Genomic DNA, 14,378 nt, shown 5'->3' on the forward strand with positions numbered 1-14,378 from the left:
ACAACCTTAACAATTATAATTGTATTAAATAGCTTTGATAAACTTTATTAATTTTTCACCATAAAATCCCCAATTATATTTGTCTTTTACTGCAGCGATAGCATTAGCTTTTAATTCAATTACTTTATGAGGATTATTTTCCAGTTCTATAATAGAGTTAGCCAAGTGCAGCCCATCCTCACTATTTATTGTAATTCCGCATTTGAACTCATTAATAATATTTTTCACCTCTACATTATGCTCGGATCCTATGATTCCAATACCATAAGACATATATTCAAAAATTTTATTTGGTAAAGGTGGTAGTCCAGCATAAACATCACTATCGAATCTCATCATACCTAAATCGGATTTTCTTAATAACTCAAACGCTGTTTTGCGATTTACCCATCCTATATATTCAAAGTTAGTATTATAGTCATTACTGTTAATAAATTCTTTTAATTTGTAAATATCTTCAGATTGATTATTATTATAACCACCAACCACAAAAATTTTAGCATTACTTTTTCTTTCATTTAAAATTTCAACAGCCTCTTTAAGAATTTCAACTTGTCTACTGTTACCAAACTGTCCAAAATAAATAATATTTAAATTTGTTAAATTGGACGATTCACCTGTATTTAATGTGCTTAAATCCATAACACTCGGTATAGTTATAGAATTTCTATTAATTTTTTTATAATAATTAGTCATTGAATCATTTACAGTAATTACACCATCTATTCTCTTAATCAGATATTTTAAAATAATTGAAAGTATAAAATTTGCAATATTACCCATAATTTTCGGTTTTATAGGTGTTACATGAGTGTAGTGAACATGATACCATTCGTGTGAATCAAAAATTACTGTATTTTTATGGATTTTACGTAAAATAAATGCTACAAATAAGGAGTCCGGTTCTGGCGCAATAATTACATCTGCATTTTCTTCTTTACCGATTCTATATAAATTTATTAATCCTTTTAGTCGGCCAATCAAACCTTTTTCTTTATTAAAAGATTTAAATGAGATATTGCCTTCGGAAGTTTCTTCAATATTTGGATTAATTGAAGTGATTTGATTAATTCTTGGCGCTAAAGCTTTAATAATTTTATGGTATATTCTCCCATCGTATTTTGGGTGATTAGATGTTAGATACACTATCTTCATCTTTTACCTCCTTGATAAATTCTTCTAATTTATTTGAAGCAAAGGAATACTTTTTAAGTTTTTTGTCATCGAATTCCCACCATTTAACATTTAACAAATGCTGTATTTTTCCTTCGTCAAATCGAGTTCTAATTAATTTTGCAGGATTCCCTGCCCAAATCTCATAAGGTCCAACATCTTTAGTTAAAATTGAGCCCATGCCGATAATTGCACCGTCAGAAATTTTAATCCCACTTTTTATTAAAACATTATTTCCTATCCACACATCATTCCCGATAATTGTTCTATTATTTACATTAAATTTATGATTAGAAAAATTTGTTTTCAATATATTCTTACCACTGTGAAAAACTGGAGACGTTGATATCCAATCTATTGGATGACTAGCCCCACCTATGATGCAGTTATCAGCTATTGAACAAAATGCACCAATCTTCGTATCGACTATTGTACAGTTATTCCCTATGTATGAGTATTTGTCCATAAGAACTCTTACTACGTTAGATTTACTCATAACCTTTGAAGTACGATGAATATTTGAATTTTTTATAGAAGGTAATTGAATTTTTATTAATAATTTAGAAATTATATATTTTATCATTCCCAAACATTCCTATTTATGTAATCTGTGTATGAAATGATAATTCTCAATACTTTTTCTCCTACATTAGGTATAGAATAATCAGCAACTAATCGAAGAGTATCCACCTCTTGAGTCTCTAAAATTTCAAGCCCTTGCAGAACCCGTTCTTTCTCAAGACCAACCATCATAACTGCTGCTTCTTCCATTGCCTCAGGACGCTCATGAGCCTCACGGATGTTAAGTGCTTTAAATCCAAGGATCGAAGATTCTTCACTAATAGTTCCACTATCACTTAAAACCGCTTTTGATTTGATTTGTAGTTTGTTGTAATCAATGAATCCTAAAGGTTTAAGTGTTTGGATATTTTTATGGAACTTAATCCCTTTATCTTCAATCATTTTTTTTGTTCTAGGGTGCGTACTGATGATGACAGGATAACCATACTTTTCAGCAATCGTATTTAAAGTATCCACTAAGTTTAAAAAATTCTTTTCTGAACTAATGTTTTCTTCTCTATGGGCAGATACTAAGAAATATTCTCCCTCTTTTAAGCCTAAACGAGACAATACATCAGATTCTTCAATCTCTTGTTTACGACTATTTAGAACTTCAAACATAGGGCTTCCCGTCTTAATGATGCGGTCTGCCGATAACCCTTCACGCAGTAGATACTCTCTAGCAATATCCGAATATGTTAAATTAATATCCGCTACATGGTCGACAATCTTTCGATTTGTCTCTTCTGGTACACGCTGATCAAAACAACGATTTCCCGCTTCCATGTGGAAAATCGGAATTTGACGACGCTTTGCAGCTATCGCACATAGACAACTATTTGTATCTCCCAAAACTAAGAAAGCATCCGGCTTTACCTCTTCAAGCACCGGATCAATTTTGATAAGAATATTACCAACTGTTTCAACAGCTGTTCCAGTAGCTGCATTCAGGAAATAATCTGGTTTTTTCAAATTGAAATCTTCAAAGAAGACTTCATTTAATTCATAGTCATAGTTTTGACCAGTATGGACTAAAATATGATCAATAGCATTTGATTCTTCTAATTTGTTGATGACTGCGGATAAACGAATGATTTCTGGTCGAGTACCCACTACGGTCATTACTTTTAATTTCTTCACATTAAACCTCCAAGAAATAAGTGTCTGGATTTTCGGGATCAAATGGTTCATTCACCCACATAACAGTTACCATATCTGTTTCTCCTAAATTTTCGATATTGTGCGTATAACCTACAGGAATATCGACAACTTCTAACTTCTCTCCACTAACAAAGTACTCGATTATCTTCTCTTCATCCGGCTTACGGAATCGTATAACACCATGCCCACTTACAACTAAAAACTTTTCATTTTTCGTGTGGTGCCAGTGGTTTCCTTTTGTAATACCTGGCTTTGAGATATTAATTGATACTTGTCCTCGATCAACAGTTTTAATAAATTCTGTAAATGAACCTCTCTGATCCACATTCATTTTCAACTCATAATTAAATTGATCTTCTGGTAAAAAGCTTAAATATGTACTATATAACTTTTTCTCAAATGGATCATCTAATTTTGGAACGCTTCTGTTTTCACGTGAAGCTTTAAAGGAGTAAATTAATTCAACAATTTCACCAAGCTTCTTTTTATGAACGACTGGCACCTCTCTGTAAAGAGTGTCCATACCATCTAAGCATTTGATGAATTCCTTTACTACATCATCGATATAGACTAAAGTGAGTTCAACATTTGGATCATTGACTTGAATAGGGAGGTCGAGAGCAATGTTATGACAAAATGTTGCAATCGCACTATTGTAGTTTGGCTTACTCCATTTACCAAATACGTTTGGTAGACGGTAGATGCCACATTCAACGTCATTATCTTTTGAGTATTTTTCAACTGCTTGCTCTGCCGCTTTCTTGCTAAGCCCATAAGCATTGTCATTAGTTGCTTGAGTAGATGAAGAAACTACAAGAGGAACGGTATTGTTTAACTCGTCAAGAGTATCTAGAATTTTTCGAGTAAAATCTTTGTTCCCTTTTTCAAATTCACTCTCTGAAATCGGACGATTAATACCAGCCAAATGAAAAACAAATTCAACATCTTTTAAAATCGACTTCATCTCTTCTTCATTAGTATCGCGAGTAATAACAGCTAAATTTATGTAACCTTGATTTTTTAATTCGCTTGTTAAATTCTTTCCAATGAAACCGTTAGCTCCTGTAATAGCAATCCTTAACTCTTTCCTTGCCATTTGCGTAACTCCTCTTGGACGTAGTCTAAAGCTAATAATTTCTCTTTAATTTCAGGAATAGTAAGTCGATGTGTATTGTGTGAGTTATATTCATGTTCTGTTGAAAGCTTTTGATCACCTTCTACAAAATATTTGTCGTAGTTCAGGTCACGCTTATCAGCAGGTACCCGGTAAAAGTCGCCCATGTCTTGTGCAACGACATGCTCTTCTCGTGTTAATAATGTTTCAAATATCTTTTCACCATGTCGAGTTCCGATTACACGTAATTTGTTATCTACATTAAATAATTCTTTCAAAGCAGTCGCTAAATCACCAATAGTAGATGCCGGGGATTTTTGGACCATGATATCTCCTGCCTCTGCATTCTGGAATGCAAAAACCACAAGCTCAACTGCATCCTCTAAACTCATTAAAAATCGAGTCATTCCTGGATCTGTAACTGTTAAATCTTCACCAGCTTTAATCTGCTCAATAAATAAAGGAATAACAGAACCACGTGATGCCATTACATTCCCATAACGAGTTCCACAAATTAACGTTCTTTCTGGATCAACTTTATTAGCCTTAGCTACGAAGACTTTCTCCATCATTGCTTTTGAGATACCCATAGCGTTAATTGGATAAGCTGCTTTATCAGTAGAAAGACAAATAACTTTTTTTACACCTTCTTCTACTGCAGCTGTAACAACATTGTCAGTGCCGATTATGTTAGTTTTAACAGCTTCCATTGGGAAGAACTCACAGGAAGGTACCTGTTTTAAAGCTGCTGCATGGAATACATAATCTACTCCATACATTGCTGTTTTTAAACTATCAATGTTACGAACATCACCAAGATAAAATTTTAACTTATCATCTTTATATTTTTTACGCATATCGTCTTGTTTTTTCTCGTCACGAGAGAATATGCGGATCTCTTTTACATCAGTATGTAAGAAACGTTTCATTACGGCGTTACCGAATGAACCTGTACCACCTGTAATTAATAAAATTTTATCTTTAAACATTGTCTCAGTCCTTACTAAAATGATTTTCTAATATTTTTACAGACTTATTTAAGTTGAACTGTTCTTCAACTATTCTTCTTGAATGAATAGCCATCTCATTTCTCAAATTTAACGATTTAAATTCATTAATTGCCTCATAGAAAGCTATTTCATTATTTCCATTTACCCATTTTCCAAACCCACCATCTACAATTAAATCACCTATATCTGTGACTTCATCAGTAGCTGCTAATACTGGTTTAGCATATTCCATATAGGATAATATTCTTGAAGGATAGTTTGGAATTGTAAAGTTAGGGTCTAGCATAATTAATCCTACATCTGATTCAACTGTAATTTTTTCATATTCACTTCTAGGTAAATTATCCAATACAAGCGCATTTGAAATATTAAACTTGTTTATAATTTCTTCTAAGTTTTTTCTCTCTGTTCCTCTTCCAACAAATAAGAAATAAACTTCTGGATCATTTTGAAATTGTACAATTGCTCGCGATAGCAAATTAATGTTTTGAGGCTTACCCATGTTTCCACCAAAGAGAAAGAGGGTCGCATTATTAGGTATATTCAACTTATTTCTCATCTCATAGTTATGACTAGGAATTGTTTCGACAAGTTTTTTTGTATTAGGGAAGAGTTCTAGTTTATTTTCATTAATAGAATTATTTTCTAACAAATATTTTTTATTAGCTTCAGACATAACACCAATTTTATCAGCCACATCATATAACTTCTTTTCTTTAAATAAAAAGTAATGGTAAATGGGATTACGCTTCGTAAATATTCCTAAGTCTACAGCATTTTGAGGGAAAATATCCTTTAGCATTAAATAGGCTGGACATTTAAACTCCTTTTTTGCCCAATCAATTAAGTCAACATTTGTTGTCGGTGGAGATTCAAAAAGTATAAAATCAAATTTTTCATCCTTTAAATATTTACGAATATATTTTTTCATAAGAATTGGAATTTTTAAAGAGGTAATTCCTTTTTCTAAGAAATTTACATCGTAATAATTACCTGTCACAATTCTTAATACAGAAAAACCTCTCTCCATTCCCAACTCAGTATTTATTTTGTTTTTACTCTGTTCAGACACGGCCACCGTGATTTCATGTCCTGCCTCATGTAAGGCCTCTGCTAAATCAGTGTAGATAGTCGCCCCTTTGGAAGGTTCCGGGAATGATGTTGCTATGTATAAAATCTTCATTCAATCAAACCTTCTTTCATTAATTCCACAAATGATATACCTGATGGCACCCAACCTGCTTACAGCCCATCTTATGGTAAAAATTAATAGCTGTTAGATTTCTAATTTGTGTTCCTACTTGTAAAACTTTAATATCTCTATCATTCGCATATGCTTCCACAGTTTTAAACAACTTAGAGCCAATACCTTTAATAGCCGAGTTAACATCTACTGCGATTAATTCTATGATGCACTTCTCGCTAGCGAAAGAAAATAATACGAATCCATTTATCTCACCATTACTATCAACTGAAGTGGCATAAAATTTATCATCTCTGTTAAATGAATTCTTTAGCCACTCTCTGTATACATCTTTCCCACCTAGTTCATTTAATTTCTGATCTTCAATGAAACGTGACACTTGAAAAGATGCTAAATCTACAATCTTCTGATTGTAAGGGTAAGAACTAGTTATATTGATTCCTTCACTAATCTGCTGTTCTAAGATATTCTTCTGAAATTGAATGTTGATATCTGCTAAGAATGCATTTGTAAACTCACCTATAACTCTTGAATTAATTGGATTAGACTGTTCATTTACAATCGTAATAAACTGTACATTCATATTCTGGCCAATTAAATCAGTTAATTTTTCCACTGAAATTTCTGCATGCAAGACTAATTTTGAACACATAACGCCAAAGTGGGTTGTATCCCACTCCAATGGTGTGTATGTATATTTTTCTGATTTCATTTAATAAATCAACTCTCTTTGCTGTTGCTAGTCTTTTCAACAAATACATCTTTCTGAACAAGAACAGAAATAGCTGTCTTGAAAAAAACTTTAATATCCATTAAAAATGTTAAATTGTCGATATAATAAATATCATTTTTAATTCTGTCTTTCCATGGCACAGTGTTCCGAAAGTACGCTTGATTATAACCACTTACTCCTGGTCTAACCTCTAACTTCCTCACTTCATTACCTTCATATAAATTCATATGTTCCGGAAGATCTGGGCGCGGCCCTAAAATACTCATATCACCTTTAATAATGTTCAACAATTGAGGCGTCTCATCCAAACTAGTTTTACGAATAAACTTCCCAATTCTAGTTAGCCGTGGATCATCCTCTGAGTTGTATGTTGATCCATCTTCATTTCTTAAGTCAGGTGCATTTAGCTTCATAGAACGAAATTTATACATTTTAAATACTTTCCCATCTTTTCCTAAACGAGGTGCGTTATAAAATGGAGTTCCCTTATCTTGAATATAAATAATTGGTGCGATCACAGCTAACATCAATAACCAAAATGGTAGAACAAGTAAAGCTAATACTAAATCGAGCAATCTTTTAAAATACCTTTTATACATTTGATTCTTCAACTCTTTCTACTACTTGCTCTGATAATACACTCACAACATAAGCTACTTCTTCATCCTTTAACAGAGTGTGCAAGGGTAAAGTAATCTCATTCACATACATACTATACGCATTTGGATAATCTTCAATTTTAAAACCTTGGTTTTGATAAGCTGTCATCATAGGCAGTGGCTTATAATGAACATTTGTTGAGATACCAGCTTCAGCCATTTTAATAATCAATTCGTTTCTTTGTTGCTCACTATAACCTGGTATTCTCAAGAGATATAAGTGACCAGAGGAGTTGAACCCTTCGCCATAATGATTTAAAGGTTCGAGTCCAATTTTCAAAAATGCTTCATCATACATTTCAATGAGTTGTTTTCTTCTTTCAAGGATTTGATCGTATCTCTTTAACTGAACCAATCCAATACTCGCCATGATATCTGTCATATTGCATTTATAGGCAGGTAATAAAATATCGTACTCCCAGGCACCGACTTGTGTTTTCGCAAGAGCATCTTTAGACTGTCCATGTAAGCTATAAAGCATGTACTGTTTATATAACCACTCATCATCGAGTTGATTATCATTCTTCCAAACCACCGCTCCGCCTTCAGCAGTTGTGAGGTTCTTAACTGCATGGAAAGAATAACAAGTGAAATCTGCAATTTGACCACATTGTTTGTCATGTTGAGTGGCACCGAAAGCATGAGCAGCATCCGACATTACTACTACTCGACCATATGTCTCTTGAAGTTCACTATCTGATTTAAACAAATTCTTCTTTAATTCAACTGCTTCATAAATTGCATCATAATTACAAATCTTACCTGCCAAATCTACTGCAATTATTGCTTTAGTATTTTCTGTGATTTTAGAAGCTAGTTGAGAATAATCCATTTCAAAGGAATCTTTCTGTGTATCAACCAATACAATTTTTGCTCCTACATGATGAATAACTGAAGCTGATGCTGTATATGTATAAGCAGAAGTAATTACTTCATCGCCTGGACCAACACCGAGAATTCTCAATGTCATTTCCATTGCTGCAGTTGCAGAATTCAAACAAACTGCTTTATTTACTCCCACATAATGAGCAATTCTTCTTTCAAATTCTTTTGTTTTAGGACCTGTAGTAATCCAACCTGATTTTAATGTATCTACAATTTCTACAATTTCTTCATCCGTAATATCTGGTGGAGAAAAAGGAATATTTCTTTTCAGTTGAGATTCCATGTAAGCTTCCTCACTTTAATAAAGTATAGTTTCAAAAGATAATCTTACTCTGCCCTTCATAACAAAACGCACACCGGCATTCCACCGGGTGCATTTTGCAGTAGTATCTTCTATTATATACACCTAGTGTACACGACTATCTCAGCCGCTACCGTATAGTTTTCGTAAATTCTGTATTTCCCAACTTCTAAGAGTCAAAAGAAAACTAAGTAGTAAGAACCTCTTTCTTCTTCCTCTCCATCAAACTCCCAACATTTTTTCTGTTAGCTAGCCCAACCAGCACAGCCTTAACCTGCCCCTCATCCATCGTCGGCAACTTCTCCAACACATAATTCAACTCACTCGCCACAATCGGCGTCGCGCGTCCAATATGAATTTTCGGGAAGACAAACCCTTCTTGGATTTCTGCTGGATCAAGTAACTCTTCGTACATCTTCTCCCCAGGACGAATCCCCGCAAACTTGATACCGATTTCTTCGACACTACAACCCGACAACTGAATAACATTTTTCGCAAGATCCACAATCTTCACCGGCTCCCCCATATCCAGGACGAATACTTCTCCGCCCTTTGCAAGAGTTCCTGCTTGGATGACTAGTCGTGATGCTTCCGGAATCGTCATGAAGTAACGGGTCATCTGGGGATCTGTTACAGTGATTGGCCCACCAGCAGCAATCTGCTTTTTAAACAGGGGTACAACGGAACCCCGTGACCCTAGTACATTTCCAAATCGCACAGCTGCGAACTTCGTCTTACTCGTCTTCGCCAAATTCTGTACAATCATCTCTGCAAAACGTTTGGTTGCGCCCATCACGTTCGGCGGGTTTACCGCTTTATCTGTCGAGACAAGAACAAAATACCCGATACCAAATGTATCCGCAGCTTCTGCTACGTTCTTCGTACCGTAAATGTTGTTCTTTACCGCTTCTAACGGATTCGCTTCCATGAGTGGTACATGTTTGTGTGCAGCAGCATGATAGATCACATCGGGCTTGTACTCTTCCATAATCGCAAAGATACGCTCCCGGTCTTGTACATCTGCAATGACCGGAATGATTTCAGTCCCTTGGGGAACTTTTTCGCGTAATTCCATGTCTATTAAGTAAATCGAATTCTCACCGTGACCTAAAAGCAACAACTGCTTCGGATTGAAACGCATCACTTGGCGACAGATCTCAGACCCGATCGAGCCACCTGCGCCGGTGACAAGAATCGTCTTGTCTGTCAGCTTCTCAGAAATCGCATTGAGATCGAGTTGGACTTCTTCCCGACCAAGTAAATCTTCGATCTTTACGTCTTTGATGTCACTTACGGATACTTTCCCAGTCAATAGGTCTTCAATCAAAGGCATTGCTTGTACTTTGACACCTGTATCTACCGAAAGTTGTTTCAAGACCGTCAGCGTCGATTTATCTGCAGAAGGCACTGCAATAATAATCTGCTCAATTTCATTATTTGCTACATGTTCTTTAATTTGTTTTGTGTCATACAAAACACTCAGACCTAAAATCTCAAGACCTGCTTTATTCTTATCATCATCGACAAACGCCACTGGATACAGTGGGGTATCGTGATTCTTGAGTAATTGTCTTGCCACCATCATCCCGGCTGACCCTGCACCCACAATGAGTGTGCGCTTTTTGTTCAAACGTTTGCTCGACTGAATGAATGTATCTCTAATGACGCGCCATGAGAGCCGTGAGCCACCAATCAACAAAATATGTAACATCCAGGTGATCAACAGTGCACGAATCATCACATTTCCTGTAAAGACCAGTTGAGCTGCTGCTACCACGAGAATCGAAAACGACACAGCTAGTGCAATCGACACAAGTTCTCGAATCGAAGCATATTCCCAAACCTTTTTATACAATCCGTAGTAGAAGGCAAATGCATGGTGTGCCATAAAGATCGAGAGCGAACTAACAAACAAATAACTCGATGCAAATGGGTTGTCGATTGGGTATAAGAAAAAATAACCAATATAAATAGAAAATAGAACTATAACTGAATCGACGACGATTAATGTCGACATACGTTTACGTAACGACAAGTTCGCACGCTCCTTCCAATATCAGTATTTAGTATACCATTTTTCCGCCATTTTTCGAGTGATTTTTTGTAATCATCTTGTAACATAAAAGGCATTTGGTCTTAGGTCTATGGCAAGTATAGACCAAAAGTTAGACGATTATTTATTTGACGACGTGATTCGACATAGGAAAATCCGTATAAATCAGATATTACTACTATAAATAATTCCACATGATTTAAATCTATTAAACTTAAAGGTATATTTAATCATTTATTATGAAAAAGGGTTCATTTTAAATTCAATGATTTTACCAAAACGGTAAAATTGTCGAAAAAAAGAGCCTGACAGGTTTCGTCAGACTTTACGCAAAAACATTCCACCATTTTTTTTCATCCACAAGATGTGGCTCTAAAATAATCGCGTCTTTCTTTTCTAAAATTCGGGCATTGTTTTCTAAAAATAAATCTACATAATCCGTTAGATGCGCTTTATCCATATAATCTAATCCTTCGTTAAATAAGAATGGACGAGTCGTTAGATTGTGCACATCCGATCCATAGAAGTGAATCAAATTACTTCGAATCAATGTCATCGCAGCTTTTTGCGCACCTTTTCCAAAGTGACCCGCCACACTGCCTGATGTCACTTGTGCTAAAGCACCATGTGAGATCAATCGCTCTAGTCGTGATGGTTTCTCTGCGATAGCTTTATTACGTTCAGGATGCGCAATGATCGGCACGATATTTTGTGTCATGAGTTGTTGAATCAGGGGAACAGTAAAACTTGGCACTGATGAACTCGGGAGTTCAATTAATGCATAGCGCGAACCAGCAAGAGTCAAAGCTTCTTCATTATTGAGTACATCTACTGTTTTGTCCTGAATACGCAGTTCCTGTCCACCATGAATCGTGATGGGTATAGAATGCTCGTCAATTACTTGTTGTAATTCTAGCATCTTTTTCTCTACAGCTGCTTTCCCAACGTGATAATGAGGGTTATAAGCATGCGAAGTTGCAATCAAGTCTGTGATTCCTTCATCTACTGCTTTTCGCAACATTCTCACTGCTTCATCGATAGATTCTGGGCCGTCATCGACACCCGCAAGTATATGGCTATGTATATCAACCATAGTTCTTTTCCTCCTTACTCCTCATTACCGTAGTATTGGTAATAGTAGACATCATTTTCATAGGTATAGTTGTTCATGACAACGCCTAAAACATTCGCATTTGATTTCTCAAGTAATTCTTTTGATTTTTCAACTGCGTCTTTTTCAGTCTTCGCTGTATTCAAGACGAGAATCGTTCCATCTGCTTTGTTTGCCATGATTTGTGCATCGGTAACAGCTAGCACTGGAGGGGCATCAAAAATAACTACGTCGAACGCTCGAAGCATTTCCATCAGTACAGCATCCATCGTGCGAGAGCCTAATAACTCTGAAGGGTTTGGTGGAATCGGTCCGCAAGTAATGATATTTAAATTATCTTGATCAGACACTTTCACAACGTCTTCTAAGGCAGCTTGACGAGTCAATAAGTTACTTAATCCGGTCGTGTTGGTCATATGGAATGTGTAATGCACAGTAGGCTTACGCATATCTGCGTCTACGAGTAACACGCGCTTCCCTTCTTGCGCGAATACAACGGCCGTATTGGCAGCTACTGTGGATTTCCCTTCTCCTGGTGAACCAGATGTGAAGACTAGAGAGCGAATCTCTGTATCCGAACTAGAAAATGAGATATTTGTTCGTAATGTACGGAACTGTTCAGAAATGACGGAAGAAGGATTTGCATTTGTAACAAGCTTCCGTGCCACTGATTGAAGTGCTTGTTTTGGTTTTTTCTTAGCCATGCGTTACACCTTCCTTCTTCGATTGGTTAATTGAAGTCGGGATGATTGCAAGTCTTTATCAGAAATCGTAGCGATCATTCCGATTACTGGGTAGCCTGTCAAATCTTCGACGTCTTGTGTTGACTTCACCGTAGTATCTAAATACTCAAGTAAGAACGCTATACCAACTCCGAGCATCAATCCCACAACAGCGGCAATTGCCATATTGAGTGTCGGGCTTGGTTCAACTGGAGATGGATTGTCTCCTACGTTTGCTGGAGCCAGGATATTGACGTTGTCCACGTTCATCAGATCAACGATTTGTGTTTGGAATACTTGTGCAGTTGTGTTGGCAATGTCTTCTGCACGGAATGGATCTTCATCTTTGACGGTCAACGTGATGACCTGTGAATTTTGTTCACTCGATATCGTGAGTTTTCCACTCAATTGTCCAGTCGATTCAGGTAGATTCAGTTCTTCTTTCACAAGCCCTAAAATCGCAGCACTTTTCATAATGACATTATATGTATTAATAATCTGTACGTTTGTTTGTATGTCCTGCGCTGTGATAGCAGTTGCTTCTGTTTTTTCTTGATTGACAAGAATTTGAGTAGACGCTTGGTACATAGGTGTGAGGACTAAAAAGCTAATAACTGCAGCTACTGTAACGGCTGCTACCATACAACCTATGATTAACCAAATATGTTTTTTGAGTGTTGCAAATAGGTCTTGCAAACTAATTGTTTCTTCCATAGAATACGGTTCTCCTTTTTAAATACGAATATACACGTTGGCAATTATAGCATATTTATTTCGATACTCATATGCAATTTTGAAAAAATATGTCATAATCAATGTAGATTTATCCCTATTTTAATTGTATAGGAAAGGAGTCACTATGAGGAATAAAGGACTATTTATACTAATTTTTTCGTTAGTTTGTGGATTACTTGTAGTATTTAGTTATCTCGCATGGAAAGAACAGATCGACTCTGTCGCACGTCCTGTCGAGCGTGTAGAGGCAAGCTCAGAAGAGACCGAGCAAGCCGAAGAAGTAGAGGAATCAAATGAGGGCTCTGAGAACTCTACTGTACTGGATGAATCATTTACGAGTGCTTTAGTCAATATGGACGATTCAGTACGAGCAGTATTTGAAGCTAGACAATCTGCAGGTGATACCATTCAATTACTTGTCCTTGCGTCTGACTTAGTAGATATGGGTTCCCCTAGTATGAGTGATTTATTCATAGATCAAATGACTACTACATATGGAGATACAGTAGAAATTACGAAGCAAACGTTTAATGAAAACTCCATCACAATTACTGAGAAAGATTTAATCGACTATTCTGGTGGATTTGACGTAGTCTTGTTCGAACCATTTACTTTAAAGAACAATGGTGAAGTAGACATTGACACAGAACATGCGCACATTACTACCATTGTTGAGGAGTTCAAGAACCAAGTAGAAGACGTGGCTATCGTATTCACTCCATCGAATCCGATTTACAATGCTTCTTACTACCCTGTTCAAGTTGACGCACTCTTAACTTTTTTAAATGAACAAGGCTACCCAATCATTGACCATTGGCAAAACTGGCCAGATCCGAAAGATGAAGCAATTAAAGAATTTTTAGATGAAAACAGCCGTCCGAACTCACAAGGCGCTGCAGCATGGGCACAAGCCGTTAACACTTATTTCACAGGAATCACTAATTAGAAAGCAGGTT

14 protein-coding genes are annotated in these 14,378 nt (G+C 36.1%); 1 reads left to right on the forward strand and 13 read right to left on the reverse strand.

Going from position 1 to position 14,378, the window contains the following annotated elements; all coding sequences use genetic code 11:
* Window positions 1-24: 24 nt before the first annotated feature.
* The 13 genes from ACF3OH_RS10725 to ACF3OH_RS10785 form a co-directional block, all read right to left on the reverse strand.
* On the reverse strand, window positions 25-1,155 hold the full coding sequence (locus ACF3OH_RS10725) for a glycosyltransferase (RefSeq protein ID WP_392454624.1): 1,131 nt from the start codon (window positions 1,153-1,155) through the stop codon (window positions 25-27).
* A complete protein-coding gene (locus ACF3OH_RS10730; protein WP_392454626.1) occupies window positions 1,130-1,756 on the reverse strand; it encodes a CatB-related O-acetyltransferase in 627 nt (208 codons plus the stop codon). Before ACF3OH_RS10730 ends, ACF3OH_RS10725 begins: the two co-directional genes overlap by 26 nt.
* A complete protein-coding gene (gene wecB, locus ACF3OH_RS10735; RefSeq protein WP_392454628.1) occupies window positions 1,753-2,874 on the reverse strand; it encodes a non-hydrolyzing UDP-N-acetylglucosamine 2-epimerase in 1,122 nt (373 codons plus the stop codon). Before wecB ends, ACF3OH_RS10730 begins: the two co-directional genes overlap by 4 nt.
* Window position 2,875: 1 nt before the next feature.
* Window positions 2,876-3,991: an NAD-dependent epimerase/dehydratase family protein gene (locus ACF3OH_RS10740; RefSeq protein ID WP_392454630.1), complete on the reverse strand. Its 1,116-nt coding sequence runs from the start codon at window positions 3,989-3,991 to the stop codon at window positions 2,876-2,878.
* On the reverse strand, window positions 3,973-4,998 hold the full coding sequence (locus ACF3OH_RS10745; protein ID WP_392454631.1) for a polysaccharide biosynthesis protein: 1,026 nt from the start codon (window positions 4,996-4,998) through the stop codon (window positions 3,973-3,975). Before ACF3OH_RS10745 ends, ACF3OH_RS10740 begins: the two co-directional genes overlap by 19 nt.
* 4 nt (window positions 4,999-5,002) lie before the next feature.
* Window positions 5,003-6,202, reverse strand: coding sequence for a glycosyltransferase family 4 protein (locus tag ACF3OH_RS10750; RefSeq protein ID WP_392454633.1), 1,200 nt, complete (start codon window positions 6,200-6,202; stop codon window positions 5,003-5,005).
* Window positions 6,203-6,221: 19 nt separating this feature from the next.
* On the reverse strand, window positions 6,222-6,935 hold the full coding sequence (locus ACF3OH_RS10755; protein WP_392454635.1) for a GNAT family N-acetyltransferase: 714 nt from the start codon (window positions 6,933-6,935) through the stop codon (window positions 6,222-6,224).
* 8 nt (window positions 6,936-6,943) lie between these two features.
* Window positions 6,944-7,555 (reverse strand): sugar transferase, encoded by a 612-nt coding sequence (locus tag ACF3OH_RS10760; RefSeq protein ID WP_392456764.1) that lies wholly within the window; start codon window positions 7,553-7,555, stop codon window positions 6,944-6,946.
* The gene (locus ACF3OH_RS10765) at window positions 7,548-8,783 is read right to left on the reverse strand and encodes a DegT/DnrJ/EryC1/StrS family aminotransferase (protein ID WP_392454637.1); all 1,236 of its coding nucleotides are present in this window, start codon (window positions 8,781-8,783) and stop codon (window positions 7,548-7,550) included. Before ACF3OH_RS10765 ends, ACF3OH_RS10760 begins: the two co-directional genes overlap by 8 nt.
* 205 nt (window positions 8,784-8,988) lie before the next feature.
* Window positions 8,989-10,836 (reverse strand): polysaccharide biosynthesis protein, encoded by a 1,848-nt coding sequence (locus tag ACF3OH_RS10770; protein ID WP_392454638.1) that lies wholly within the window; start codon window positions 10,834-10,836, stop codon window positions 8,989-8,991.
* A gap of 343 nt (window positions 10,837-11,179) precedes the next feature.
* The gene (locus ACF3OH_RS10775) at window positions 11,180-11,947 is read right to left on the reverse strand and encodes a tyrosine-protein phosphatase (protein WP_392454640.1); all 768 of its coding nucleotides are present in this window, start codon (window positions 11,945-11,947) and stop codon (window positions 11,180-11,182) included.
* Window positions 11,948-11,961: 14 nt separating this feature from the next.
* Window positions 11,962-12,669 (reverse strand): CpsD/CapB family tyrosine-protein kinase, encoded by a 708-nt coding sequence (locus tag ACF3OH_RS10780; RefSeq protein WP_204589721.1) that lies wholly within the window; start codon window positions 12,667-12,669, stop codon window positions 11,962-11,964.
* A 3-nt stretch (window positions 12,670-12,672) separates the two neighbouring features.
* Window positions 12,673-13,401 (reverse strand): YveK family protein, encoded by a 729-nt coding sequence (locus tag ACF3OH_RS10785; protein WP_392454642.1) that lies wholly within the window; start codon window positions 13,399-13,401, stop codon window positions 12,673-12,675.
* 145 nt (window positions 13,402-13,546) lie between these two features.
* Between ACF3OH_RS10785 and ACF3OH_RS10790 the strand changes: the two genes are divergently transcribed.
* A complete protein-coding gene (locus ACF3OH_RS10790) occupies window positions 13,547-14,368 on the forward strand; it encodes a hypothetical protein (protein WP_392454644.1) in 822 nt (273 codons plus the stop codon).
* Window positions 14,369-14,378: the final 10 nt, after the last annotated feature.

Origin of the sequence: Chryseomicrobium aureum, assembly GCF_043182735.1 — a bacterium.
Classification (GTDB): Bacteria; Bacillota; Bacilli; order Bacillales_A; family Planococcaceae; genus Chryseomicrobium; species Chryseomicrobium aureum.